Genomic DNA, 26,252 nt, shown 5'->3' on the forward strand with positions numbered 1-26,252 from the left:
CCCCCCTTGCAATAGCCTTTGAAATTATCAGCCAAGGAAAGGTAATTTACTCTTCTGACGAGGATATGCGCACAGATTACGAGTTCCTTATTTCCGGTCGGTATATGGATTTTAAATATCATCTGGAACGCGGTTACAATGGGTTGTATGAAAATTTAAAGGAGCATTCCTGTAAGGAAATAAAATGGCCTTTGTAAAAAAGAAGCACCTCCTGTAATATACTGGGTGTCGAGCTGTCTAGGCGACCGACCCCTAATTTAATCACACAGGAGGCACTTCAAAGTGAATTATAAACAAAAACAGCGAATTGAGCAACTGACAGAATCAACTTTAATTATCGGTGCTGACATTGCCAAATCAAAGCATGTGGCACGTGCCCAGGATTTTAGGGGTATCGAGCTGGGGAAACGCTTGGTCTTTGACAACACTAGGGCAGGCTTAACCAAGCTGATGCATTGGATTAGAACCCTAATGTTAGAGTATGGTAAGGATCATGCACTCGTAGGCATCGAACCCACAGGACACTACTGGTTACCAATGGCTGAGTTTTTACGCAGGGAAGGCGTACCAGTGGTAGTGGTAAATCCTCTTCATGTTAAGAGAAGCAAGGAATTAGATGATAACTCGCCGACCAAGAACGATATCAAGGATGCAAGGGTAATTGGCCAATTAGTAAAAGATGGTCGCTACTCAGAACCCAACTTACCCACAGGTGTCTATGCGGAGCTGCGGGTGGGAATGGTTCAGCGAGACCGGCTGAATCAAGATCTTAACCGAGTAAAAGGCAGAATCCACAACTGGCTGGACAGGTACTTCCCTGAGTACACAAGTGTTTTTAAGGATTGGGAAGGCAAAGCATCCTTGATGATATTAAATAACTGTCCACTCCCTCAGGAGGTTGTCAAAACAGGTACAGAGGCCATTGTGGCCTTGTGGAAGACCGAGATCAAACGGGCAGTGGGTGTAAAAAGAGCTAACAAACTAATGCAGGCTGCTAGGGAATCTATTGGAGTATCCACAGGGATAGAGTTTGCCCGTCATGAAATAAGGATGCTACTTGAACAATATAACATCCTTTGTAAACAAATGGAAACCCTGATGGTAGCAGTTCAAGTGTTACTTCAGCAAATACCTGGGAGCGCTGAAATGATGACAATTCCAGGAGTTGGTTTTGTTACAGTAGCCGGATTTCTTGCAGAAGTAGGCGATTTAAACGGCTATGAACATGGGCAACAAATTATAAAATTGGCAGGCCTAAACCTAAAAGAGAACAGTTCTGGTAAGCACAAGGGACAATCACGAATCAGTAAACGGGGGCGCCCCCGTCTGCGGGCCTTGCTATTTAAGACTGTGTTAGTCATGGTTGCAAAAAACCGAGAGTTTAAGGCCATTCACCAATATTTAATAACAAGGCATGAAAACCCCTTAAAGAAAAAGCAATCCATAGTTGCCCTTTGTGGAAAACTTATTCGCATTTTGTTCACCATAGGCAGTAAACAAACTCCATATGATGCAGAGCAAGTATTAGGCGTTGTACGCCAAGTTCAATTACAGGAAGCTGCTTAAAAGGCTTTTAAATACTAACACTTATTCACAATGAATTGGACAGACAAACGAAGCACGGGGAAGCCGGGAACTAATTTTTCCATACGGGCATGACCCAGCAAAGGAGCATACCTGGCCTCCACCCCTTGAGAGGTAGAACGAAGGAATGTAAGGGCCATTATTGGACCCCGTGAGACGTGGGAGGGTTAACCACAAGGGTACATGTGGAGATCCATTGTGGGAGCACAAGGGGACGGTTCTTTTGTGTTGCTCTATAGAACAACACAAAAGAACCGTCCCCTTGTGCTCTGCCTTCATTGATAGGTTAGCACCAAGATCCTTCGCTGTCGCTCAATTTTTCATCCTCTGCTGGTGCCGCTGGCGGCACGGGGAACTATCCCATAAAATGTATCTCATGCGATAATATGAAGTGCTAGAAAAATCTGCTATGGTAAATCCGTAGCGGGTTTTTTGTTTTTTAAGAAAGAGAGGTTCACTATGCCAAAGGTTGTAAGAGTGATACCTAATGATGACCATACTTTGTTGATAGAGCTTAATAACCAACACAAGATTATTTACGATATGAGATCCAGGCTGCAGTCCTTGCGTTTTTCCGGACTTAGGGATTTAAACATGTTTAAGCGAGTCAGGGTGGAATATGAAAATACCCTTGTCTGGGACAGTTTGTGTGAAATCACCATCGATGAAATCCTCAATAGAATTGAAAGATAAAGAAGAATTTTCCGGAGGGTGTAAACTGTGCGGCATAATCAATTGGTATGGTCCGAAATCAATCTAACCAACCTAAACCATAACCTCCAAGTAATTCGCCAAAAAATCGGGCCAAAGCGAAAGATCATTGGTGTAGTAAAGGCCGATGCCTATGGACATGGAGCGGTGGCAGTGGCTAAGAGTATTCTTGGACAGGGTGTTGACCAGCTGGCAGTGGCCAGTGTGGCAGAGGCCCAGGAACTAGGGCAGGCAGGAGTAAAGGCACCCATACTTATTTTAGGGGCTGCTTCCAGGGAAGAAATTTTACCAGTGGTGGAAGCCGGCTTTACCCCCATGGTCTATACTGATTCCTTTTGTCGAGATTTAGCCAGCACCTGCCAGGAAAAACAAAAGGTCTTAAAGGTACATGTACGGGTTGAAATTAACTCAGGTAATTTAGGGGTTTCTTTAAAAAATTGCCTTGGTTTTGTACAAAGAATTAAACAGTATCCCTGGTTGGAAATCGAGGGGCTTTTCACCCATTTAGCCTCTTCCTATGGGCATGATCGGGAGGCCATAGCCAAGGATTTAGCCAGATTTGATGCTCTGCTAAGGCGATTAAAGGAGCATGGTATAACTATTCCCCTTATTCACGCAGCCAGCAGTCCGGCAATTTTGCGCCTGCCAGAGGCCCATTATGATGCTGTGCGACCAGGTACCAGTATGTATGGTCTGCCCTCCTTCCTCAATCAATTAGAACCCTTAAAACCAGTTATGCAGTTTAAAACCAGAATAGCAGAAACAAAAATAATCTCCAGTGGGGAGCTATGGGGCTATGGCTACCAGGTCAATACCAACGGACCCATTCAGTTAGCAGTTATCCCGGTGGGTTATAGTAATGCCTTTTTTATGTTATTCCTCAAGCGTGGTGAAGTACTGATAAATAGCAGCCGAGCACCCATCGTGGGTAAAGCCTTTATGAGTCACACCCTGATTGATATAACCCAGTTGCCTCAAAAACCTTTGGTGGGAGACGAGGTGGTGATTTTTGGCAGACAGGGGCAAGAGGCCATCCTGGTGCAGGATATAGCAGAAAAAATTGACATAGGTACAACCCATTGTGAGAGTATTTGTTTCTTAAACAAATCCGTAGAGCGAAAGTACATTTCATAGCAGAAGAGAGGATGGCTTTAGTGAGGGAGAGATTGAAGATGTCCAGATTCATAAATAAGTTCATATTAGGTGCGGCCTTGGCCCTAGGCCTGATTTTTACCTTGACCTACCCCTCTGAACCCACCCCAATTGATAAGACGAAGGCTCCTGAGCTTAATAATCAAAAAAAATGGCGCATTGGCTATATAGAAAGTGAATCCTTTGTTAACTACGGCTCCCATTTATACCACCTGCTGCGGGGACTGGAGGAATTAGGCTGGCTTAGCAGTTTAGAGGCACTGCCTTATCAGCCTGGCCAGCAAGACACCCATATGATGTGGCAATGGCTGGCCGCCAATGGGGTGAGCCCTTACCTGGAGTTTGTGTCCGATGCCCATTATACCCTCAGCACCGATCCGCAATTGGCCAATCAGGTTATACAGCGATTGACGGAAAAAAAGGATTTAGATCTGGTATTCGTTATGGGCACCTATGCGGGCACAGTGGTGGCCACTGACCAACATAGGATACCCACCATGGTTATGTCCGCCAGCAACGCGGTTGATTCCAATATTGTGAAAGACGAAGCAACCTCCGGCATTCCGCATGTATGGGCCCATATGGACTCCACGAGGTTCTACCGTCAGTTACAGGTTTTTCACGATCAATTCAATTTTAAAAAATTGGGGATGGTCTATGAAAACTCCGCCGCAGCCCGCAGTTATTCCGCCGTCAATGATGCCATGGCCCTGGGTAAAGAAAGAGGCTTTGAGGTAGTAAGCTATCATGTGGCTGAGCCAACCATGGATGGCAATACCGAACGCTATTACCGGCAGCTGGCAGAGGCCTACCGGAAATTAGCCGGGGAAGTTGATGCCATGTATATTACCATGGCCGCCATCGACTCCCAGAAGTTACCCCAGTTATTAAAACCCTTTCACGATAAGAAAATCCCTACTTTGTCTCAGCTGGGGGGCAGTGAGGTGAAATATGGTGTGCTCATGAGCATAACCATCGATGACAATACCAATATTGGGCGTTTTGAAGCAGCTACCTTGACGAAAATCCTTAGGGGGACCCCGCCGGGTCAACTGCCCCAGATCTTCAGAAGTACCCCGCATATTTTATTAAACCTGGCAACGGCTGAAAGGATTGGTTACCAGGCACCCTTTGAGATCCTATTGGTGGCAGATGAGTTATATCCAAATATTGCCGAATGAGATGGGAGTGAAGCACCATGGCAGAAGTTCGATCGAAAAAAATTAAAATCGTTATGCTAACCTCAGCCATTCTTTTAATTATCCTGGTGTTGGGTTTTACCGGCGGCCTCAATATTGCTTCCTTCCAAAAAAACTATACCAACTCCCTGATCTCCAGTTACGCCGTCTCCGGTCAAGAAACAGTACGAAAAATTGAATATGCGGTGAAGTATGGTAAGCCCTTAACAAATTTTTTTGGTATTGAAGAGTTGCTGTCGGAAAAAGTAAAGAACTCTGATTACCTGGAAGCAGTACAGGTTATCCTGCCTGACGGCAGTATCCTTTATGACCAGAATGGTACCGTGCAAGGTCAAAAACTGCCCCAGGATATACAACAACAAATTAATTTCCAGCCGGACAAAGGAGAGGATACCTTTACCTCAACCCTTTATGGAGGCAAATACCATGCCATCATTCCCATTCGTGATGCTCAGGCAGCTTGGATCGGCAGTTTGGATCTCCTCTTTGATGAGAGGGTTATCAGTGAACACACAGCAAAATACTTAAACCAATTAGTACGTTATCTGGCCCTCTTAGCAGCTTTGGCCTTACTGGGGCTGTATTTCTTTGTGCAGAAAGCACCCCTGGTGGTGGACAACAAAATTAATAAGAAGTACATGCTGACCGGCTTTATTGCCATCCTGGGTGTGGTGCAAATAATTTATAGTGCCATCAACTACCAGCTGTTTAAGCAGGCCTATCGGGAAATAGCCCGGGAAACTGTGGCCATCAGTGCGGCAATTATGCAAAAGGATATCAATTATGTCATCAACAAAGGGGTGCCCTATAGCAAACTGTATGACCTGGAAAGCTATATGCAGCGCATTGTTAAAGGGGTACCGGAAATTGAGAGGATCAATCTGGTGGGTGCCGATAATCAGGTGTTATACACCACGGCCGGCAGTGCAATTTCCGAAACCACCAGGGATGACCTGAGCACCAGTTTGCACCTGGCTAAGGATAGCCAAAATAATAGTGCCAAAATATCGGTACGAATTTCCGAAAGCTACTTAAATAGTAAATTACAAGCTGTCATTCTGGACGGCTTAACGGTGTTGGTGGCCTCACTGATCATCATGGTGGAAACCACCCTATTTCTCTTAATCTTCTTAAATCGCTGGCTGCAGCGGGAAAAAGCTCCGGCCCAAGGGGGCAGCAGTCTTTTCGAACCGGGTATTATGCGGCCTCTTTCCTTTGTGCTGTTCTTCGCCGTGTTTATGCCCAGTGCCTTTATCCCCCTGTTGATGAAGGAAATTTATCAGCCGTTCCTGGGTCTGCCGAAAAATGTCGTCCTGGGCTTACCTATTTCAATGGAAATGTTAGCCGCCGGCCTTGCCACGGTGGTGGCAGGCTATCTGGTGGATAAATATGATTGGCGCAAGATTTTCTTTACTGGTTTATTTGTTTTAGCCGTGGGCACGGCCCTGTCTGGGCTGGCCAGGGAACCCCTGCTATTTATCCTGGCCCGGGGTATTGTGGGTATTGGTTACGGTTGTTCAGCTATTTCCCTGCGTTCCTTTATTAATACCCTACCCGGTGATGAAGCCAAAAGCCAGGGCTTTACAGCCATGACCGCCGGGCTGTACGCCGGTCTGCTGAACGGTGTGGTAATCGGTGCCATGCTGGCAGACCGGATGGGCTATTCCCAGGTTTTCTTTGTTGCTTTGGCCTTTATGCTTTTGGCGGTACTTTTTGCCCTGGCCTTTTTCCGGGATACAGCCCTGGCAGGTCAAGCCTGTGCCCCGGCTAAGGCGGTGGGTCAGGGAAGCGGCGGAGGTCTGTGGAGCTTCTTTGGCAACAAGCAAGTATTGACCTTTTTCCTGCTCATTGTGTTCCCCCTAACTGTTTGCAGTATGTTTCTGGATTATTATTTTCCGTTATTTGCCGAAAGCATGGGGGCTTCAACCTCTAACGTCGGCAGAGCCTTTATGCTCAATGGTCTTTGTATTGTCTATTTAGGTCCCCTGCTGGGTAAATACACCAGTAAATACCTGAGCCCCGGGGGTTCCATACTGCTATCTGGCCTCATCATTATTCTGGCCTTTCTGCTGTTCTCCCTCAAGGCCACTTTGTTAACGGCCTTCATCGTGGTGGTTTTACTGGGTGTGGCCGAAAGCTTTGGCCTATTGGCCCAAAATAATTACTTTTTAAGACTGGAAGCTACCCAAAGGGTTGGTTCCGGTAAGGCCCTGGGTTATTACGACAATATCCGCAAAATGGGCCAAATGTCGGGGCCGCTGCTCTTTGGCGGTGTCTTAGCCTTTGGTATTTTGGGAGTGGGAGCCATTGGGGTAGTTTCCTTCGTTTTGCTGGGTTTGTTCTGGCTAACCAATCGGCAAAGAGGTGGGTTGAGCAATAAACCTGATAAGGGAGTGGGTCTGTGAGGATTGTAGAAACAGGAGCATTAATTGAAGCAGTCACCGGGGTCTGCCCCTTTCAAATGATTTTACTGGATCCCGAATATTTGCCCGCCATAGAGGCCCTGCAGGCTCTGGTATTGTCAAATTTAGGAAAAAAAGAACTATGTGTTTGTTTAACCAAGGCAGAAATAAAAAACATTCTGGCAGGCCAGGGCTTAGCCCTGGGAGTTATCGTCAAAAGGAAATTGGTGGCCTTTTGTGCCCTCTGCTTTCCGGGCCACAGTGAGGATAATTTAGGCCGGGAATATGGTTTGCCTGAGGCAGAACTGTCCAAGGTAACCCATTTGGAGATTACCCTGATTGCGCCGGACTACCGAGGCAACGATTTACAACGACGGATGTTTAAGCATTTGGGCCAACTGGCCCAACCCCTGGGTCGCTGGAGGTACTTGTATTCCACCATCGCCCCGGCTAATTACCCCAGCTTGAAAGCAGTAATGAAGCAAGGCCTGCTAATCGTAGATCTCAAGCAAAAATACAATCATTACTGGCGCTATATTCTGTTTCAGAATATGGATCGGCCGCTGCAGCTAGACAGGGGTCAAGTAATCCCAGTGCCGCCGAATGATTTAGCCGCCCAGCAGAAGTTACTCCGGGCAGGTTACATCGGCTTTGCACCCAGACAGGGTCCAGAGGGGGTACAGATACTATATGGCAGAAGGCGAACCATTACGTAAGGGCTGGTCAGATAAAGGGAGGAGTGTTTATGAGGTTTGTTTTATTGGCAATACTACCGATGTTTTTGCTTACGGGATGTTTCGGCGAAGTAAATATGGCCGAGGAAAGGGCAGATTGGATCAAGGATATCAGCCATGAAATTGTCTTTGGTATTGCCGGTCCCAAGCAATTGATTGATACCACGGATTTTATGGAGGGTATTAACCTGGCTTTAGAGGAAGTGAATGCCCAGGGTGGGGCAGCCGGACGGCAGCTAAAGGTTGAACTGGGTGACGATGAAAGTACCTTTATCATCGGTTCCACCGTGGCCCAGTCCTTTGCCAATGACCCCAGGGTGATGGCGATCATTGGGCACTGGCATACCCATATAACCCTGCCTGCCTCCACTATTTATGAGAATGCCGGTGTGGTAATGCTCTCGCCGGTGGTTTCCAACACCGAGCTCTGTCAAAGGGGTTATCAACATGTCTTTCAAAATATCCCCAGTGATGCCCAAATAGGCAAACAAATGGCTCTTTATGCCGCCCAAAGGGGGTATAAAAATATCGTCATCTATTACTCCAATACTCCCTATGGTTTAGGCCTGGCCAACGCCTTTGAAGATGTGGCCAGGGAAAAGGGTATTCTCATTGTGGATCGCATCAATGGCTTCATTGATAGCAACGAATTTAAACGCAATATGGATAAATGGGAAGCCCTGGATTACGATGCGGTATTTGTGGCAGGCTCTATGCCTGATGGCGGACTGTTTATTCAAGAATTGAAAAAGCATCGCCGGGATATACCCATCCTGGGTGGCGATGGTCTGGATTTTGACTTCATTGAAACCCTGGGCCAAGATGCCGAGGGAGTTGTCCTGGCCACCATATTTAACCCCACAGACCCAAAAGACAGTGTGCAAAGTTTTATCAAGAAATTTGAACAGAAGTATCACAAAAAACCAGATGTCTGGGCCATTCAAGGTTATGACTCGATCCAGTTGCTGGCTTACGCCATTAATAAAGCTGACAGCCCCCTGCCAGCGGATATTGCTGCTACCCTGAGGGATACCAAGGGCTGGCAGAGCGTTGGTGACAGCATTGGCTTTAATGAAGACGGCACCATCACCAATAAGGATGTCTTTAAAAAGGCAGTAAGAAATGGCCAATTTGAATATTTGCCTGAAAAGTAATCAGTCAGTTGGAAAGGAGGGGCTAAAATGAGTGTGTTTCGCAAGGTGTCCTTAGAAAGACTTTCTTCGCCGGAACAATTGGATCAAATGATCACCGTCACCGCACCAAGGGCCTGGTTTTCCCTGCTCGCCATTGCTGCTATCCTGGTTACGGTTGTTTTTTGGAGTATCTTTGGCAGTATTCCTTCCAAAACCCAGGGACAGGGCATCATTGTAAAAAGCGGCGGCATTTTCAATCTGGTGCATGTCAGTGCCGGGCAAATAACCGATGTCCGGGTCAAGGCCGGAGATTATGTGAAAAAGGGCGACGTGGTGGCCAGAATTGATCAATATGAATTAGTGGAAAAAATCAATGGTTTGAAGGCAGTCTTGAGTCAGGTTAAAGCACTGCAGCAAGTACAGCTTACCACTGTCGGCGGCAGCATGGAAAATGAATTGGAGCAACTGCGGCAGTTGAACAGACGAATTGAGCAGGCTAAGGCTACTTCCAGCTATGAAGAGGAATTTAACGACCTCAAGCATGAGTTGATCAATGCCAAAATCCAGCTTTTACAGTACCAAATCAATGAGCGGGAACAAGCATCGGATGTGGCAAGGCTTACTCAGCTAGTTGAAGCCGGGGCTGTCCCCCAGGATGAATTGTTAAACGCCCAAAAGGAACTTTCCTTACTGCAAGTACAAACCCAGGGGGCAGAGGTGGCAGTGGATCGCACCTTATCCACCATCTCAGCCAAAGTTACTGATACAGAGGAAGCCATTAAAAAGGCTCAGGATGAACTGCAGCTCAAATCGGCCATCGTATCCGAAGAAGAAGGAAGGGTTCTGGAGGTTATCGTCAACCAGGGTGATTTGATCCAACCGGGCAGCAAAATAGTGAGCATTGAAAAGGCCGGGGAAGCTATTCAGGGTCTGGAAGCGGTATTATACATACCTGCCCAGGAAGGTAAAAAGATCTTACCAGGTATGACGGCGCAAATATCCCCCACCATTGTCAATAAGGAAGAACACGGCTTTCTGTTGGGTCGGGTGGTATCTGTTTCGGAGTACCCCGCCACAGGTCAGGCGATGATGAATACCCTGGGCAATGAGGAGTTAGTAAAACAATTGGCAGGTCAGGGTGCCCCCCTGGAAGTACATGTTGATTTAATCGTGGATACCGCCACAGTCAGCGGCTACAAATGGTCTACCCCCAAGGGGCCACCGATCTTGATTTCCAGCGGTACCATGTGTACCGGTTCCATCACCGTACAGGAACAACAGCCCATTCGCATGGTTATTCCTTTGGTTAAGAAATATCTCCCCATATAGGGAAAAGGGGTGATGACAAATGGCAGAAACAAAAAGCACCGCTAAAAGAGTGAAGGTTCCCACCATTCTGCAAATGGAGGCTGTTGAGTGCGGGGCTGCCTCCCTGGCCATGATTCTCGCCTATCATGGGGTCTGGGTGCCTTTGGAACAATTGCGCATTGCCTGTGGTGTATCCCGGGATGGCAGTAAGGCCAGCAACATCCTGAGGGCGGCCAGGAAATATGGCCTGGACTCCAAGGGCTTTCGTAAGGATCCCGATTCTTTGAAGAATATGGCGGGGCCCATGATTGTGCACTGGAATTTTAATCACTTTTTAGTGTTGGAAGGCTTTAAAAATGGCAAGGTTTATCTCAATGATCCGGCGGACGGACCCCGGGCGGTGACCGAAGAGGAGTTTGACCAGTCCTTTACCGGTATCGTATTGACCTTTGGCAAGGGGCAGGAATTTAAAAAAATTGGCAGCAAACCCAGTATCATTGCGGCCCTGGGTAAACGGGTGAGGGGTTCTAAAATAGCCCTTTCCTATGTCATTCTGGTGGGCCTGGCGCTAGTTATTCCAGGGTTGGTTATTCCGATTTTTTCTAAGATCTTTGTGGACGATATCTTACTGGCTAATAAACAAAACTGGCTGGTACCGCTGCTCTGGGGTATGGCAATCACTGCTATCCTCAGGGGTATTCTGACCTGGTTTCGGGAGTATTACCTGCTGCGGTTGGAAACCAAAATTGCCCTCAGTACCTCGGGACAATTTTTATGGCATGTGCTGCGGTTACCCATTGAATTTTTCAATCAGCGGTTTGCCGGGGACATTAGTTCCCGGATGCAAAGCAACGATAAAGTGGCCAAGGTATTATCCGGGGAGTTGGCCACCACGGCCCTCAGTTTAATCACCATTGTTTTCTACTTTATCTTAATGCTGCAATATAACATCCTTTTAGCCCTGGTGGGTCTGGTGGTTGCGGCCTTAAATATTGTTTATCTACGGGTGGTTTCCCAAAAAAGGGTCGATCAAAACCGTAAATTACTGCAGGACAAGGGCAAATTAGTGGGGACCTCTATGTCTGGTTTGCAAATTATCGAAACCCTCAAGGCCACCGGCTCGGAGTCTGACTTCTTTGCCAAATGGTCCGGTTATCAAGCCAAGTCCCTCAATGCAGAACAGGAGATGGGTGTTTCCAATAATAAACTGCAAGTGATCCCCGAATTCTTATCCGGTATTACCGATACCATTGTTCTGGTATTAGGGGGTTACTTCATTATTCGAGGGGAAATGACCATCGGTATGCTGGTGGCTTTTCAAAGTTTGATGCAAAGCTTTATGGATCCAGTGACCAGCCTGGTTAACCTGGGGAGCAAAGTGCAGGAGTTGGAAGGTGACATGAATCGATTGGACGACGTGCTCAAATACCCAATTGATGACCAGACCAAGGAAAATTATACCGTGGAGGAACTGGCCGGGCAGCAAAAGCTAGCCGGCTATGTGGAAATCAAGGATCTGAGCTTTGGCTACAGTCCTTTGGAAGCACCCCTCATTGATAACTTTAGTTTAAGCCTGGTGCCTGGTTGCCGGGTGGCTCTGGTTGGCGGCTCTGGCAGCGGCAAGTCCACCGTAGCAAAAATGGTAGCGGGTATCTACAAACCCTGGTCCGGCCAAATTCTCTTTGACGGTAAAGAACGGACCGAAATGCTGCGTCCGGTGTTAAATCAATCCCTGGCGGTGGTAGATCAGGATATCAGCATGTTTGAGGGCAGCATCAAAGACAATATTACTTTGTGGGATGAAAACATTTCTGAGTTGGATATCATTCGGGCAGCTAAGGATGCCTGTATCCACGATGATATAACAGCCCGGGTCGGCGGTTACGATCACCTATTGGAAGAGGGCGGCAACAACTTTAGCGGCGGGCAGAGACAGAGGCTGGAAATAGCCCGGGCTCTGGTTAACAATCCCTCTATCCTGGTTATGGATGAGGCCACCAGTGCCCTGGACCCCACTACGGAAAAGAGGGTGGATGAGGCGATTCGCCGACGGGGTTGTACCTGTATCATCGTGGCCCACCGCCTCAGTACCATTCGGGATTGTGACGAAATCATCGTCCTGGCAAGGGGCAAGATTATTCAGCGCGGTACTCATGATGAGTTAAAGAATATACCCGGTCATTATGCGGAACTAATCAGTGCCAGCTAGTTTTGGTCAAGGAGGTGAACCCATGCAGATACCTTTGGACTTATTCAGCAAGGAGGGCACTACCCTTCCGGTGGAAGGCAACAAGCCCCTGCTGCTTACGGATACAGCCAGTGTTTGGTTGGTGGAGCAAGGCTCGGTAAATCTTTTTTATATCGAAGTTAAAGCTGACCAACCGGTGGGCAAAAGAAACTTTCTAATGGAAGTCAAGCCAGGCCAGCTTTTGTTTGGTGTCGCTCCCCAAGGAGAAAGTACGAAATTTGGTCTGCTGGCTGCCGGTTCAACGGGCACGGTGCTCAAACAGTTAAGACTAGAACAACACTTTACGGATTTTATAGACGAGGCAACGAAAAATGACTTTTACATTTTAATTAGCCAATGGGTTGAGCGGTTGGCAAAAAATGGCGTAACAAGGGATCAACAAGCAAGTGCTCTCATTAACCAATGGCAAGGGGAAGCAAGCCTCGCAAACCTGAAGGCAGTGAATGAGGCCATCTTGCTTTGCATTCGTCAACAGGCCCGGGAACGGATAGAGCAGGAGCAGCGGCGCTTTAAAGAAAGAGAAAAGTATGATCAGACCTTCATGCGCAAGGCCATTGTCAAGCTGGCCGCAGTTTCCCAAAACCAACTGGCAGATGCAGTGCTAGAAACCGTGGGGGCCGATGCACTGCTCACTGTTACTCAAATGGTGGGTAAAGCCATGCAGATAAACATCAAGACGCCCCTCCAATATCAGGAAAGACCGTCCAGGGACCAACTGGGTGACATTGCCAGGGCCTCCCAGGCCAGGGTCAGGCAGGTGGCCCTCAGGGGAGAATGGTGGCTGCGAGACAATGGTCCCTTGATTGCTTATCTGGAGGAAGATAATCGCCCGGTGGCCCTGCTGCCTCTCTCCCCCACTGAGTACCAGCTCTATGATCCAGCCAAGGGGATCAAGGTAAAGGTAAATAGGCAGCTGGCCCAGGGGGTGAAACCCTTTGCTTACACCTTTTATCGCCCCTTCCCCAACAAAGCTCTGAACTACAAGGATCTATTGCGTTTTGGCTTTGACAGCACCTGGAAGCGAGATTTAGTGATGATTATTCTCATGGGTGCCCTGGGTGGCATCCTGGGTATGCTGATTCCCATGGCCACCGGGGTTATTTTTGACAGTATCATTCCCCAAGGTCAACAGACACAACTTTTACAAATTAGTTTTATCCTGGCTGCCAGTGCCCTGGCCACCATGCTGTTCCAACTGACCCGTTCCATTGCCATGCTGAGATTGGAAGGGAAAATGGAAGGTTCCATCCAGGCAGCGGTCTGGGATCGTTTGCTGAGCCTGCCAACACCCTTCTTTCGGCAGTTTTCCTCCGGTGAGCTGGCCATGCGGGCCATGGGTATTAGTACCATTCGCCAAATGCTGTCCGGGGTGACCATTAACTCAATTATTACGGCTACCTTTTCGGTCTTTAATCTGGGTTTGCTTTTTTACTACAATGTCAAACTGGCTTTATTCGCCATTCTGCTGGTACTGATAGCCATTTTAGTTACCTTGGGGCTGGGTTATTTCCAGATCCGTTATGAACGGCAAACCGTGGACATTTCCAACAGAATAGCTGGTTTTGTACTGCAAGTGTTCAGTGGAGTCAGTAAATTTAGGGTTTCCGGCACAGAAAAGAGAGCCTTTTATCTGTGGGCCAAGGATTTTGGTGAGCAGAGAAAAATCTCCTTTAAAAGTGAGCGGATAGCCAATATCCTGGTGACCTTTAATTCCGTATTCCCTCTGATAACTTCCATGGTGATTTTTTATGTCCTGCTGCAGAATATGGAAAACCCCATGGGTGCCGGTAAATTTATTGCTTTTAACGCTGCCTTTGGCAGCTTTATGGGCAATATGATCTCTTTATCTAATTCTGTGTTAGCTGTCAATGGGATTATCCCCCTCTATGAGCGGGCCAAACCGATTCTGGAAGAATTGCCGGAGTATGATGAAGCCAAGAGCCAGCCCGGTGAACTGACCGGGGAAATTGAGGTAAGTCATCTGTCCTTCCGCTACAAGGCAGATGGGCCTCTGATTCTACAGGACGTCTCCCTGCGTATCCATAGCGGTGAATATGTTGGGTTGGTGGGAACCTCCGGCAGCGGCAAATCCACTTTGTTCCGGCTCCTGCTGGGCTTTGAAAAACCGGAAAATGGACGAATTTACTACAATGGCCAGGATCTATCCAAGGTAGATATTCGGGCAGTGCGCAAACAATTAGGGGTGGTATTACAAAACGGCCAGCTCATGTCCGGTGATATATTTACCAACATTGTGGGTTCCAATCCCAATTTAACCATGGATGATGCCTTGGAAGCGGCCAAGATGGCTGGCTTAGATAAAGATATCGAACAAATGCCCATGAAAATGCACACGGTGGTCAGTGAAGGGGGAGGCACTCTGTCCGGTGGTCAAAGGCAAAGGCTGCTCATAGCCAGAGCCATTGTCAATAGACCCAAAATTCTCTACTTTGATGAGGCCACCAGTGCCTTGGATAATATGACCCAGGCCATTGTCAGCCAGAGTTTAGAGAACTTAAAGGCCACCAGGGTGGTCATTGCCCACCGCCTGAGCACAGTGATGAATTGCGATCGCATTATTGTGATGGATAAGGGTAGCATCGTCGAAGACGGCTCCTATGAAGAATTGATGGGTCAACAGGGTGTTTTTGCCGAATTAGCCCGGCGTCAACTGGCCTAGGGCAAGGGGAAATAAATAGTCTTACGGAGGAAATGCCCATGAAACCAATTTTTCGCGCTGAACAAGGTGCCCTAGTTTATTATACAGCGGAGGGTAAGAGGGGCTATCTCCTTGGGCAGGGGCTAAAATCACTTTTTAGGTGGATTAAATATGGTGAGTCAGATGAGGTAATTCGGTTGCTTAATAAACAAAATATTATCAAGGAAGAGGATAAAGATAAACTTCTCCTGCTGTTAAAAAAATGCACCCAAATAAAATCTCCGCCCTACTCCTTGATCTATCCAGAACAAATGCAAGTGGAGCTTACGACCCGCTGTCCCTTGCACTGTCCCCAATGCTACTGCGATCTTAACGGCCAGGATGTGGATAAAGAAGTGCTGTTTAAATTCCTGCGGCAGGCGGCCTGGCTGGATATTCCCTGTATCTCCCTCAGTGGAGGTGAACCCTTAATCTATCCGCATCTGTTGGAAACCATTGCTTATATCCGTGACCTGGGCATGATTTCTGCCCTGGCCACCAGTGGGGTAGGATTAAACTTGACTTTTCTGACGGCCATAAAAAATGCCGGGTTAAATGATTTGTATATCTCCCTCAATGGTTCAACCAAGGAAATCCATGCCAGATCCAGGGATGCCTACGATGAAACCATTGCTGCCATGCAGCTGTTAAAGGCAACCAAGACACCCTACTATATCAATTGGGTGGCCAGGGAGGATAATGTGACAGATTTCCCCAATGTGGTGAAGCTGGCTAAGGAACTGGGGGCTCAACAAATTGTCATCCTGGTATTAAAATCTGACGCCAGCTATAAATCGGAAAGTTACTTGAAAGAAGAATCCTTCCGCCAGTTGGCAGGGTTTTTGGAAAAGTATCAAGAGCCTGGATTACCGGTAATCGTTGAAAGTTGTTTTGCTAATCTACTGGCCTATCTTAATCGTCATAAGCCACCGATAAAAATTGGCTGTGAAGCCGGACGGTTGATTATGTCACTAAACGTCAATGGACAGTTTTCCCCCTGTCGCCATATTCCCTATCTAGAAAAAAATGAGAGCATCAAGGATTATTGGTATAACTCAAAAGTTTTGCACCAACTGAGGCATACCATCAATAATCTTACAGAGCCTTGCGCTGAGTGTAAGTTTCAGGCTTCCTGTCACTCTTGCCGGGGCAGCAGCATCAAGGAACAGCAACAAATGGCTGCTGGCAGCCAGCACTGTGTTGTCCGCAAGAGGGTATAATGAGCAACTTATACGCCTGAAAAAACCAGGGAAGGGGGTATGTTTAAAATTTAATTATTGCCATCAAAAAATAAAATTATTTAGGAGGTTATTTCATGTCTACTGTTAATGAAGCGATGGTTATTCAGTTTATGGAAAAAATAGGTCAAGATAAGGAATTTATGGAGAAAGTATTAACAACCCAAAACCCCGAGGATGTTCAAAAGTTAGCCAACGAAGTTGGTATCCCCCTGACCATGGATGACATTATGGCATCTAAGGAAGTTCTCTATAAAGCCTTAGATAAAGCCAATCAAAGTGAATTATCCGATGATGAACTTGAATCTGTTGCAGGTGGAATTGAACCAGCCACCACCACAGCCCTAATTGTTGCAGGGATTGGGGTTGCCGGTGCAATAGGTGCAGCAGTTATCCCTGTGGTCTGGGATTCAATTAAAACCTGGAAATGGTAGCGAGGGAGGGTATACTTATGGCAAACGAAAACAACATTGAGCTGTTCCTGGAGAAACTAGCCAGTGATGCTGAATTTGCGGAGAAGGCCTTTAATACCGAAAGTCCTGAGGATGTACAAAAGCTGGCCGCAGCTGTGGGCCTTGAGTTGACGATGGAAGATATTATGGCTTCCAAGGAAATTATCTATAAGGCCTTAGATAAATCAAGTCAGAGTGAATTATCTGACGATGAGTTGGAAAGTGTAGCCGGTGGTTTTAATGTATTTGATTTTAGCAGAAATGTAATCAACAAAGTGGAGTCTATGTATAATAGTTTGCCGTTGCCGACGATATCATTTAAATGGTAAATAATACCTAAAGTTGATAAGTCAAATCAGAGTGAACTTTTAGCGTCATCAGTAATATGAAAGGGTAGGTTAATAGGCCATGAGCCGTGGGCTCATGGCCTTAAGCAATGGGTATAAGTTTCCGTTCAAACAGCTCAACCCCGGCCAAAAGCTAAAAGCTAAGGCAAAGCTAGCCACTTTCTTTCCGATACTGCAGCCAAAAACAGAAAATCGAAAGCGGCAGCAGTACCACAAAAAGTCCCGTCAACACCAGAATACTAGGCAGCACCAGAGACAAATCGATCCCCATCAAAGCAATATCCCGCACATCCGAGGCCAGATAAGTTAGCGGCAGGATGTAAGAAATAACCTTTGCCAACAGGGGCATAGAATCTATGGGCCAGGTAAAGCCGGAAAAGAGGAAGGAGGGAACCGCCACCAGCATAGCAATCTGGGTGGCCTCCAGTTCGTTTTTACAAATAATGGAGAGGAAAATCCCCAGGGTTAAGATGCACAAAATAAACACAGTAAATAACAGCAGCAGCACCAGGTAACTGCCCCGGAAAGGAACTTGAAAAACAGTAAAGCAGGGGGCCAATACCGCATGGGCACTGAGCATGTTTAACAGGAAATAAGGAATCATTTTTCCCAGTACCACCTGATAAGCCCGATAACCCCCGGTGGCCAATTCCGAAAGGGTGCCCAATTCTTTTTCCCGGGCGATGGCCACTGCCATATAAAGTAGGATCACCTGCTGCAGGGCAGTACAAGCCAGGCCCACCAGGAGAAAGTTAGTATAGTTAAAGGCGGGGTTATACCACACCCTCAGACGATAGCTTACCGGCAGAGCGGTGGAGGCGGCCTTTTCTGGCAGCAGAGCTTGACCCCCTGCCAGTGCCTTGATGCTGATACCAGTCGACAAGGTAGCCACAATCTCATTGGCCGCAGACATTACCGCATTGCTATAAAGCATATTCGTGCCGTTAGCAATCACCAGCACCTCTGACCCCTGCCCCTTTTTTACCAGGGTAGCAAAATCCTCCGGAATCACCAGAGCTGCATTGACCCGACGGGTCTCCAGCAAATGGCGTAAAGCATCCTCGCTGGTCACCTGTTCTACCACGGCAAACTTGTCCGAATCCTGAAAACCTTGCACCACCATCCGGCTGGTGCTGGTCTGGTTATAATCCAGCACAGCAGTTTTAATATCCGTCACCACATGGTTGCTGTACATGATACCAAACAGCAAAATGTACAGGGTGGGGATAAAGCACATAATCAGCAGCAGCCTTTTATTCCCTCGAATATATTGCCATTCCCGGGAGGCTATGTTAAGGATTTTACCCATCTTCAACCCCCCGGCTACTCAAATTTGACCTGAACACTCATACCAGGGCGCAGCTCCGGTGTGTTCACCTTGATCTTCATATTATAAGTCACAATATCCTTTTCACCCCGGTCGTTGGTGGCCCGGGAGGTGGCAAATTCCGGTTTTCGACTGATATCGACAATCTGACCGGTATATTTCTTTGTGTCCATAGCAACGGGTGTAAGACTGACCTGTTGACCCAACTTTACCTTATCTAACACCGACTGTTTTACCTTGACATTGACCCAGTTGTCGGTGTAATCCGTTACAGTCATTAAGGGTAAGCCGGTGGAAACCATTTCGGCCTGCTCTACATTGAGCGATGTAACAGTGCCGGAAATGGGGGCCTTGACTTCGGTTTCCTTTAAATTTAGGGCAACCTGCTGCAAATCTGCTTCGGCCTTGGCCAGAGCTGCTTCAGCCCTTTGTACATCGGCCTGGTAGACATCCACCTGGAGGAGAGAGGCCCTGGCATTGGCCAGATCACTCTGGGCCACTGCCACGCCGGCCAGTGCCGCCTGATAATCCTTTTCACTGCTGTCCATCTGCTGATCAGAGATGGCCTGGGCCTTATGTAATTCCATCATGCGGTCGTAGGTTTTTTTGGCCAAAGTAGCATCGGCATTGGCCTTGGCCAAAGCGGCCTCGGCCTTTTGCACCGCAGCCTGGGTACTTCCGGCAGCCAAGGCACTGCCCGCCTTGGCCTTGGCAATATCACCCTTGGCAGCAGCGATACCGGCCAGGGCCTGGGCTTCCTTGGCCTTTAAATCTTCATCATCCACCTTGGCCAACAGCTCCCCGGCCTTTACTGTCTGACCCTCCTGTACCAGCAATTTGACAATCCGCCCGGGAATCTTGGTATTTACATCCACCTCCCGGGCTTCCACAGTCCCGGTTATATCCTCTTCAGAGTTTTTGCTTGAGGCACAGCCACTTACCAAAAGCAGTAAGATCACCAATAATAAGGCGAGGCTTTTTTGCTTAGACTTCATTTATATACCCATTCCTTTCCCCCTTGTTTTGCAAGATCCCGCTCAGAGTAAAATCAAGGATATGTTGACAGCGTGCTTCCAGCATTTCTTCAGACATCATGTCACCGGGCCACAGGGATTGCACCATCTCCCGGCGAGCAAAATAGGCCAGACACATAGCATGAACACTTAGCAGAGTTTGCTGAACATCCAGATCCGGGCGAAAGTACCCCCGCCTAATACCATCCTCCAAAATCTGCCCCAGATCCGATTGGAAAATATCCAGCAACATAGGTAGTACCCTACTGCTGTAGCTCCCCCGGTTCAAGGCCTCCCAACTAACTAAGCGCACAAATTCCTCATCCCCAGCCAAAAAGTAAAAATACTGCCGCAAAGCCCGGGCCACATTCTCCCTAGGATCCGCCCCCGCCATAAAAGACCCTTTACTCAGCTGATAAACCTTTTGACAATTATAGCGCAGCACCTCTACATAAAGATTCTCCTTGCTCTCATAATAATGATAAATCATCCTCTTATTAATCCTAGCCGCCCCCGCAATCTCATCCACCCGAGCCCCATCCAGCCCCTTCCGAGCAAAAACCGCCGCAGCCGCCAACAGTATTCTCTGTTTACTTTCCTCAGCCCGGGAAAATTCGTCGTTCATGTTATCACCCTGTTCTTATACTGTAGTTCTCTCGGGTCTAGCCATCAGCCCTTAGCCGTCAGCCATCAGCCTTTAGCTGATGGGTATTCCTTTGGGGTCAGCCGTGGTTCTTGGATCTTGGGCCTGAGCTATCAGCCATCAGCTATAGGAAACCGAGGGTGCCTGGCTCCCGACGAACCAAGCCCAACCCCACCAGCTATGCTCCCCACACCAAAATCCCCACACTAAGTTTTCCAACCCAAGTAACTAACTAGTTACTTACTCCATTTCTATTTTGACTCACCCCCAACCCATTGTCAAGAAAAACCCCCACCGTTGATGTTATATATTACGTTAGATATAATGTCATTATGTAAGACAACTAAACCTACGGGTTTTCCTAAAACCCCATATCCCAACATGCAAAAAAGCTCACGGCTGATGGCTGAAGGCTGACGGCTAATATGACCGGAGGTGACCACCCTTGCCCCTAACAGAAAAAATCAAAAACATCCCATCCCGCCCAGGGGTTTACCTATACAAAGACGAAAACGACCAAATCATCTACGTAGGCAAGGCCTTGTCCCTAAAAAACAGGGTTCGCTCCTACTTTACCGGGGTAGCCAAACAGTCACCCAAGGTTAAGGCCATGCTCAACCGGGCAGTGGATCTGGACTTCATCGTCACGGATTCCGAAATGGAAGCCCTGATCTTGGAAAACAACTTAATCAAAGAACACCAACCTAAGTACAACATTCTATTAAAGGACGATAAAACTTACCCCTACATCAAAGTCACCAGCCAAGAAGAATTCCCCCGGGTCTTTCTAACCCGCCGGGTTCTCAAGGACGGTGCCCGCTACTTCGGCCCCTTTACCAACCTGGGGGCTGTTAACGAAACCATGCGGCTGCTGAAAAAAATCTTCCCCCTGCGCACCTGCAAGCAGCGGCAGCTAAGCCCCAGGGATCGACCCTGCCTTAACTACCATATTAAACGCTGCCTGGGACCCTGCTGCAATCTAGTGGAGCGTCAGACCTACCGGGAGACAGTCAACGAAGTGATACTTTTTCTGGAGGGGCGGCAGGAGGATTTAATGAAACGTCTGCGCCAGCGCATGGAGGAGGCGGCGGAAAACCTGGCATTCGAAAAGGCAGCCGAACTGAGGGATCAACTACTGGCAGTGGAAAAAATCGTGGAGCGGCAAAAAATTGTTTCCACCGACCTGGTGGATCAGGATGTCATCGCCATGGCCCGGGGCTTTGACGAGTCCTGCCTGACGGTATTCTTCATCCGGGGGGGCAAACTCATCGGCCGGGAACATTACTTCCTGGAGGGCACAGATACCCTGGAACGGGGAGAAATTATGGCCACCTTCATCCAACAGTTTTATAACCAAACGGAATTTATTCCGGCAGAGATAATGATATCCGAAGACATTGACAATAAAGAATTACTAACCTCCTGGCTTAGCGAACGCCGCGGCAGTAAGGTTCAGATCAAGGCTCCCAAACGGGGTGATAAACACAAACTGGTGGAAATGGCTGCCCAAAATGCCCTGCTTTCCCTGGAGCAGGCCCAACTGCAGCGGCAGGCCAACCGGGAAGCAGTGGATGGTGCCCTGGCCGAACTGATGGCTGGCCTGGGTCTGGAAAAACCACCTCACCGCATGGAATGCTACGATATATCCAACATCCAAGGCACTGAAACAGTGGCCTCCATGGTGGTTTTTGAGGAAGGCCGCCCGAAAAAGGATCAATATCGCAGATTCAAAATCCGCTGGGTCGAAGGCCCCAATGACTTTGCCTCCATGCACGAAACGATCACCCGCCGCTTTTCCCGGGCCCAGGAAGAGCAAGAGCAGATTGCCAGGGGAGAACTCACCCCCAAACAAGCCAAATTTACCAGGCTACCGGATCTCGTTATCATCGACGGCGGCAAAGGTCAGCTCTCTGCGGCCAGGGAAGCCATGCAAGAGCAAGGTTTCGCCCAGATTGCCACCTTTGGCCTGGCCAAAGAAGAAGAACTACTTTTCGCCCCCGGCCGCCCGGATCCCATCCGGCTGCCCAGGGAATCCAAAGGCTTGCAAATGCTCCAGCGACTCCGGGATGAGGCCCACCGCTTTGCGGTAACCTATCATCGTAAGCTCAGAACCCAAAGAAACCTCAAATCCCTACTAGACGAAATCGACGGCATCGGCCCCACCCGCCGCCGCGAACTATACAAAGCCTACAAAAACCTAGAATCCATCAAACAAGCCTCCGTGGTAGACCTAGCCAAAATCCCCAGCATGAATACCAAAGCCGCCCAGGCGGTATATGATTACTTTAGGGAGTGAATGATGGGTCTAGCCGTGGGCCATGAGCCATGAGCTTTTTGGCTTGGGGGTATTCCTTAGGGGTCGGGACGCAGGCCATAAAAAAGGGCTCCCAGCCCAAGGCCACCCACCTACCGCAGAAAGACAATCCATCGAACCGCCGGGGACAGTCCCCGCCCCCAAAGCCAGACCCCCCTGAGGGGCCTGTCCCCATACGCATCAGGGATAGCCCAAAACGCCTAGGCGCCCCAGCCAAACAGACCCCAAACAATTACATGCAAAACTGCCCATGGCCCATGGCCAAAACGAAAGGAGACACACCCCATGCCTAACTACAAACTAATTGCCATCGACCTCGACGATACATTACTCAATACGAACCTAACAATCTCACCTCGCAACAAAGAATATATCCAGCGAGCCAAAGACGCCGGCATCCACATCACCCTGGCCACCGGCCGCATGTACTGCTCGGCCCTACCTTACGCTAAAGAACTAGGCTTAAACCTGCCCCTCATCACCTACCAAGGGGCCTTAGTCAAAGAAATCCAAACCGATGAAGTTCTTATTCACCGCCCAGTACCACTGGACCCAGCCAGAGAGGTCATCCGGCGAGGCCGCCAGTTGGGCTACCATATCAACGTCTACGTCAACGATACCCTCTACGTAGAAAAAATGAGCCCAGAGGCCGCAGCCTACCAAAAAATCTCTGGCATCCCCGCCCACCCGGTGGGTGACTTACTGGAATTTCTCAAAGAAGCACCCACCAAAGTACTATTAGTGGGCAGCTCAGAAGAACTGGATGAACTGGAACAAGAAATGACGAAGCAATACGGCACCAGCTTACATATATGCAAATCCAAGCCCCACTTCCTGGAGTTCTCCCACCCCCAGGCCACCAAAGGGCATGCCCTAGACACCCTGGCCAAGGACTGGGGCCTAACCCCAGACCAAATCATCGCCATCGGCGATGCCCCCAACGACCTGGAAATGCTCCAATACGCCGGCCTCGGTGTAGCGATGTCCAACGGCGACCCCACCGTCCAAGCCCTAGCCGACTACATCACCAGCTCCAACGACCACGACGGCGTAGCCGAAGTGATCGAGAAGTTCGTTTTTGGCTTTTAGTTGGAACCCTTAAAGCGGAAAGCAGAAAGTTGGACAGCGGAAGAACCACCCTGTCAGCCTGAGCGGATAGCGAAGGATCTTAAGAGAGCCTCCCCCGCAGAAAGATAACGCGTCGAATCTAGCGGGGGTCTGACCCCCACCCATCAAAGATCCCTCAAAAACCCCACATACCCCCACTACCCAATCTTCTATGTTCCAACTTTCCCGCTAACTAGCTTTCCAACTAAACCAGCACCTTTCTCCCTCCTACCTACTATAATAAAGTTATATCCCCCCTCCAACAGACAGCCGCAAGCTTCCATTTGCCTAAATTAATCGAACAGTTTACAATATAGAAGAAATCAAGCATATGTCTGATTCAAAGGGGGGTGTTGAAGTGACCAGTCCACGTCTGTTAATTGTTACCGGCATGTCCGGTGCGGGGAAAACCCAGGCGGTGCAAAGTTTAGAGGATCTAGGTTACTTCTGTGTTGACAATTTACCTCCGGCCTTGATCACCAAATTTGCAGAGTTGGTGTCCCAATCCAGCGGCAAAGTAGAAAAAGTTGCCCTGGTGGTAGATATCCGCGGCGGCGACTTCTTTCACCAGGCCATCGAAGTATTAAATGAACTGACCGAACAGGGTTACTGGTATGAAATATTATTTTTGGAAGCTTCCGATGAAGCATTGGTACGTCGCTATAAAGAATCTCGTCGCCGCCATCCCTTGGATACGCAAGGGGAAGTGCTGGAGGTGATCCGGCAGGAGCGGGAACTGCTGCGGGAAATTCGCGGCAGAGCAACCAAAATCATCGATACATCCACGGTCACCAACAGCCAGTTGAAGGATCAAATCATTACCCAGTTTGGCGGTGATCGGGAAAGCACCAATCAGTTGTTAATTACCGTCATCTCCTTCGGCTATAAATATGGTATTCCTTTGGATTCCGATCTGGTTATAGACGTGCGGTTTTTGCCCAATCCCCACTATATACCCGAACTGCGCTGTCTCACCGGCAATGACGAACCGGTGCAGCGACATGTGCTGTCCAAGGATGTAACCCAGGAATTCATGGCAAAATTCACTGACTTTGTTCAGTTTCTCATTCCTCATTATCAAAATGAGGGTAAAGCCACCTTAATGATCGCCATCGGCTGCACCGGTGGCATGCACCGATCCGTAACCCTGGCCAATAAGCTGGGGGATATATTAAAGGAAAAAGGTTATCGTGTTAATGTAAGGCACCGGGATATCATGCGAGTGTAGGGCGGTGGAGTAATTGGCTTATTTGTTCAAATGGTTTGTACCTGGAATGAATGTCAAACGCTGGGTTTTCCTAGCCCTGGTGGGGGTCCTTATGCTGGGGCTGGGTTTGGCTTTACTGGATCGACAGCTGGCAGGAATGCTGGGTCTGGCCCTGGATGCCCTGACCAATCAATTAGTCGGAGTGCCCGGCTGGTTAATTGGCAGTGCTTTAGCAGCCAGTGGTTTAGGTCTGACGTTTTACAGCTTTAAAATGGGACTTAAATCCATCATGACCGTGATTCGACCAGACCCCCCGGAACGCTTGATAGAAACCCTTTACCAGCATCGTTCCCTCAAAAAAGGCCCCAAGATTGTGGTCATCGGTGGGGGCACGGGGCTATCCAGCCTATTAAAGGGTATCAAGGAGTATACCAGCAATATTACGGCCATAGTGGCAGTTACCGATGATGGCGGCAGCTCCGGCAGATTGCGGGATAACCTCGGTATTTTACCACCCGGAGATATCCGCAATTGTATTGTCGCCTTGGCTGACAAAGAAAGTCTAATGGAGGAAGTACTGCAATACCGCTTCCCAAGCGGTGAATTGGCAGGGCACAACCTGGGCAACCTTTTGCTGGCCGGCCTAAACAACGTTTCCGGCGGCTTCGACGGTGCTGTCCACGCCCTTTCTAAAGTATTGGCCATCCGCGGCCAAGTACTGCCAGTGACACTGGAAAATGTCATTCTAGGAGCGGAATTGGCGGATAAATCCCTGGTCTATGGAGAATGCAACGTTTCCAGCAGTAAAAGCAAAATAAAAAGATTATTTCTTAAGCCAGAAGTATGCAGCCCCCTACCTGAAGCCCTAGAGGCCATACGGGAGGCCGACATGATTATTCTTGGTCCCGGCAGTCTCTATACCAGTGTCATTACGAACCTCCTGGTGGAGGGCATTGCCGATGCCATCAAAAAATCCCAGGCTCAGAAAATCTACATCTGCAACATCATGACCCAACCAGGCGAAACCCAGGGCTACACAGCCCAACAGCACCTCAAGGCCATTTTTGACCATACAGGTCCTATCGTGGATCAAATCCTGGTCAACAACGAACCAATCCCCGGCCAGATGCTCAAAAAATATCGTACCAAGGGCGCAATTCCGGTCAAAGTAGACACAGCAGCCCTAACCAAACTAGGCGTTAAAGTCTGGCCCAGGCACCTGGTACAACACAGCAACCTAGTCCGCCACCAACCAGAAAAACTAGCCCAAGCCATTATGGAAATCATCTACGACTCCAAAGCCGCAGCCCTTGAGCGAACCCCAGTAAAAATCTACCAACCATCAAGGGCAAGGGAGTAGCAGATGGCTTATGGGTATTGCTTATGGGTCGGCCATGAGCCATGAGTCTTGAGCCTTCAGGCCCCCCGGGTGCCT

21 protein-coding genes are annotated in these 26,252 nt (G+C 48.5%); 18 read left to right on the top strand and 3 right to left on the bottom strand.

Features of this window, described 5'->3' with window-relative positions; genetic code table 11:
- The 14 genes from AC1U9Z_RS15250 to AC1U9Z_RS15315 all read left to right on the top strand — a co-directional run.
- On the top strand, window positions 1-197 hold a 197-nt coding region (locus tag AC1U9Z_RS15250; RefSeq protein ID WP_479958206.1), incomplete at its 5' end, for a hypothetical protein.
- Between the two features lie 85 nt (window positions 198-282).
- Entirely contained in the window at window positions 283-1,566 is a 1,284-nt protein-coding gene (locus tag AC1U9Z_RS15255) for an IS110 family RNA-guided transposase (protein WP_479958207.1), read from the top strand.
- A 477-nt stretch (window positions 1,567-2,043) separates the two neighbouring features.
- A complete protein-coding gene (locus AC1U9Z_RS15260) occupies window positions 2,044-2,277 on the top strand; it encodes a DUF2442 domain-containing protein (RefSeq protein ID WP_479958208.1) in 234 nt (77 codons plus the stop codon).
- A 27-nt stretch (window positions 2,278-2,304) separates the two neighbouring features.
- On the top strand, window positions 2,305-3,429 hold the full coding sequence (alr, locus tag AC1U9Z_RS15265) for an alanine racemase (protein WP_479958209.1): 1,125 nt from the start codon (window positions 2,305-2,307) through the stop codon (window positions 3,427-3,429).
- Window positions 3,430-3,467: 38 nt separating this feature from the next.
- Window positions 3,468-4,628, top strand: coding sequence for an ABC transporter substrate-binding protein (locus tag AC1U9Z_RS15270; RefSeq protein WP_479958210.1), 1,161 nt, complete (start codon window positions 3,468-3,470; stop codon window positions 4,626-4,628).
- A gap of 17 nt (window positions 4,629-4,645) precedes the next feature.
- A complete protein-coding gene (locus tag AC1U9Z_RS15275) occupies window positions 4,646-7,051 on the top strand; it encodes an MFS transporter (protein WP_479958211.1) in 2,406 nt (801 codons plus the stop codon).
- Complete coding sequence (locus AC1U9Z_RS15280; protein WP_479958212.1) at window positions 7,048-7,764, top strand: hypothetical protein; 717 nt, start codon at window positions 7,048-7,050, stop codon at window positions 7,762-7,764. Before AC1U9Z_RS15275 ends, AC1U9Z_RS15280 begins: the two co-directional genes overlap by 4 nt.
- 29 nt (window positions 7,765-7,793) lie before the next feature.
- The gene (locus AC1U9Z_RS15285) at window positions 7,794-8,936 is read left to right on the top strand and encodes an ABC transporter substrate-binding protein (protein ID WP_479958213.1); all 1,143 of its coding nucleotides are present in this window, start codon (window positions 7,794-7,796) and stop codon (window positions 8,934-8,936) included.
- A gap of 27 nt (window positions 8,937-8,963) precedes the next feature.
- The gene (locus AC1U9Z_RS15290) at window positions 8,964-10,244 is read left to right on the top strand and encodes an NHLP bacteriocin system secretion protein (RefSeq protein WP_479958214.1); all 1,281 of its coding nucleotides are present in this window, start codon (window positions 8,964-8,966) and stop codon (window positions 10,242-10,244) included.
- A 19-nt stretch (window positions 10,245-10,263) separates the two neighbouring features.
- On the top strand, window positions 10,264-12,432 hold the full coding sequence (locus tag AC1U9Z_RS15295) for an NHLP family bacteriocin export ABC transporter peptidase/permease/ATPase subunit (protein WP_479958215.1): 2,169 nt from the start codon (window positions 10,264-10,266) through the stop codon (window positions 12,430-12,432).
- Between the two features lie 22 nt (window positions 12,433-12,454).
- The gene (locus tag AC1U9Z_RS15300) at window positions 12,455-15,151 is read left to right on the top strand and encodes an NHLP bacteriocin export ABC transporter permease/ATPase subunit (protein ID WP_479958216.1); all 2,697 of its coding nucleotides are present in this window, start codon (window positions 12,455-12,457) and stop codon (window positions 15,149-15,151) included.
- A gap of 38 nt (window positions 15,152-15,189) precedes the next feature.
- Window positions 15,190-16,389 (top strand): radical SAM protein, encoded by a 1,200-nt coding sequence (locus tag AC1U9Z_RS15305; protein WP_479958217.1) that lies wholly within the window; start codon window positions 15,190-15,192, stop codon window positions 16,387-16,389.
- A 95-nt stretch (window positions 16,390-16,484) separates the two neighbouring features.
- Entirely contained in the window at window positions 16,485-16,841 is a 357-nt protein-coding gene (locus AC1U9Z_RS15310) for a Nif11-like leader peptide family RiPP precursor (protein WP_479958218.1), read from the top strand.
- A gap of 17 nt (window positions 16,842-16,858) precedes the next feature.
- Window positions 16,859-17,188 (top strand): Nif11-like leader peptide family RiPP precursor, encoded by a 330-nt coding sequence (locus AC1U9Z_RS15315; RefSeq protein ID WP_479958219.1) that lies wholly within the window; start codon window positions 16,859-16,861, stop codon window positions 17,186-17,188.
- A 169-nt stretch (window positions 17,189-17,357) separates the two neighbouring features.
- On the opposite strand, the gene AC1U9Z_RS15320 is transcribed toward AC1U9Z_RS15315, so the two are convergent.
- From AC1U9Z_RS15320 to AC1U9Z_RS15330, 3 genes are read right to left on the bottom strand one after another with little or no spacing between them, the layout of a single operon-like run.
- Entirely contained in the window at window positions 17,358-18,515 is a 1,158-nt protein-coding gene (locus tag AC1U9Z_RS15320) for an ABC transporter permease (RefSeq protein WP_479958220.1), read from the bottom strand.
- 14 nt (window positions 18,516-18,529) lie between these two features.
- A complete protein-coding gene (locus AC1U9Z_RS15325; RefSeq protein ID WP_479958221.1) occupies window positions 18,530-19,528 on the bottom strand; it encodes an HlyD family secretion protein in 999 nt (332 codons plus the stop codon).
- Window positions 19,518-20,171, bottom strand: a complete 654-nt coding sequence (locus tag AC1U9Z_RS15330) for a TetR/AcrR family transcriptional regulator (protein WP_479958222.1) — start codon at window positions 20,169-20,171, stop codon at window positions 19,518-19,520. The genes AC1U9Z_RS15325 and AC1U9Z_RS15330 overlap by 11 nt, the downstream gene beginning before the upstream one ends.
- A gap of 463 nt (window positions 20,172-20,634) precedes the next feature.
- Between AC1U9Z_RS15330 and uvrC the strand changes: the two genes are divergently transcribed.
- From uvrC to AC1U9Z_RS15350, 4 genes are all read left to right on the top strand, one after another.
- The gene (gene uvrC / locus AC1U9Z_RS15335; protein WP_479958223.1) at window positions 20,635-22,485 is read left to right on the top strand and encodes an excinuclease ABC subunit UvrC; all 1,851 of its coding nucleotides are present in this window, start codon (window positions 20,635-20,637) and stop codon (window positions 22,483-22,485) included.
- Between the two features lie 303 nt (window positions 22,486-22,788).
- Window positions 22,789-23,592 carry a Cof-type HAD-IIB family hydrolase gene (locus AC1U9Z_RS15340; protein ID WP_479958224.1) on the top strand — a complete coding sequence of 268 codons (804 nt, stop codon included), beginning with the start codon at window positions 22,789-22,791 and terminating at the stop codon, window positions 23,590-23,592.
- 376 nt (window positions 23,593-23,968) lie between these two features.
- Window positions 23,969-24,838 (top strand): RNase adapter RapZ, encoded by an 870-nt coding sequence (gene rapZ, locus AC1U9Z_RS15345; RefSeq protein ID WP_479958225.1) that lies wholly within the window; start codon window positions 23,969-23,971, stop codon window positions 24,836-24,838.
- Between the two features lie 13 nt (window positions 24,839-24,851).
- Window positions 24,852-26,177 (top strand): gluconeogenesis factor YvcK family protein, encoded by a 1,326-nt coding sequence (locus AC1U9Z_RS15350; RefSeq protein WP_479958226.1) that lies wholly within the window; start codon window positions 24,852-24,854, stop codon window positions 26,175-26,177.
- The last annotated feature ends 75 nt before the right edge of the window (window positions 26,178-26,252 follow it).

It is taken from the genome of Desulfotomaculum sp. (assembly GCF_982386235.1).

Bases quoted from the DNA above. Each gene is read 5' to 3' on its own strand.
- AC1U9Z_RS15260 (WP_479958208.1), top strand. From the start codon at position 2,044: ATGCCAAAGGTTGTAAGAGTGATACCTAATGATGACCATACTTTGTTG.
- AC1U9Z_RS15270 (WP_479958210.1), top strand. From the start codon at position 3,468: ATGTCCAGATTCATAAATAAGTTCATATTAGGTGCGGCCTTGGCCCTA.
- AC1U9Z_RS15275 (WP_479958211.1), top strand. From the start codon at position 4,646: ATGGCAGAAGTTCGATCGAAAAAAATTAAAATCGTTATGCTAACCTCA.
- AC1U9Z_RS15285 (WP_479958213.1), top strand. From the start codon at position 7,794: ATGAGGTTTGTTTTATTGGCAATACTACCGATGTTTTTGCTTACGGGA.
- AC1U9Z_RS15290 (WP_479958214.1), top strand. From the start codon at position 8,964: ATGAGTGTGTTTCGCAAGGTGTCCTTAGAAAGACTTTCTTCGCCGGAA.
- AC1U9Z_RS15295 (WP_479958215.1), top strand. From the start codon at position 10,264: ATGGCAGAAACAAAAAGCACCGCTAAAAGAGTGAAGGTTCCCACCATT.
- AC1U9Z_RS15300 (WP_479958216.1), top strand. From the start codon at position 12,455: ATGCAGATACCTTTGGACTTATTCAGCAAGGAGGGCACTACCCTTCCG.
- AC1U9Z_RS15305 (WP_479958217.1), top strand. From the start codon at position 15,190: ATGAAACCAATTTTTCGCGCTGAACAAGGTGCCCTAGTTTATTATACA.
- AC1U9Z_RS15310 (WP_479958218.1), top strand. From the start codon at position 16,485: ATGTCTACTGTTAATGAAGCGATGGTTATTCAGTTTATGGAAAAAATA.
- AC1U9Z_RS15315 (WP_479958219.1), top strand. From the start codon at position 16,859: ATGGCAAACGAAAACAACATTGAGCTGTTCCTGGAGAAACTAGCCAGT.
- AC1U9Z_RS15320 (WP_479958220.1), bottom strand. From the start codon at position 18,515: ATGGGTAAAATCCTTAACATAGCCTCCCGGGAATGGCAATATATTCGA.
- AC1U9Z_RS15325 (WP_479958221.1), bottom strand. From the start codon at position 19,528: ATGAAGTCTAAGCAAAAAAGCCTCGCCTTATTATTGGTGATCTTACTG.
- AC1U9Z_RS15330 (WP_479958222.1), bottom strand. From the start codon at position 20,171: ATGAACGACGAATTTTCCCGGGCTGAGGAAAGTAAACAGAGAATACTG.
- AC1U9Z_RS15340 (WP_479958224.1), top strand. From the start codon at position 22,789: ATGCCTAACTACAAACTAATTGCCATCGACCTCGACGATACATTACTC.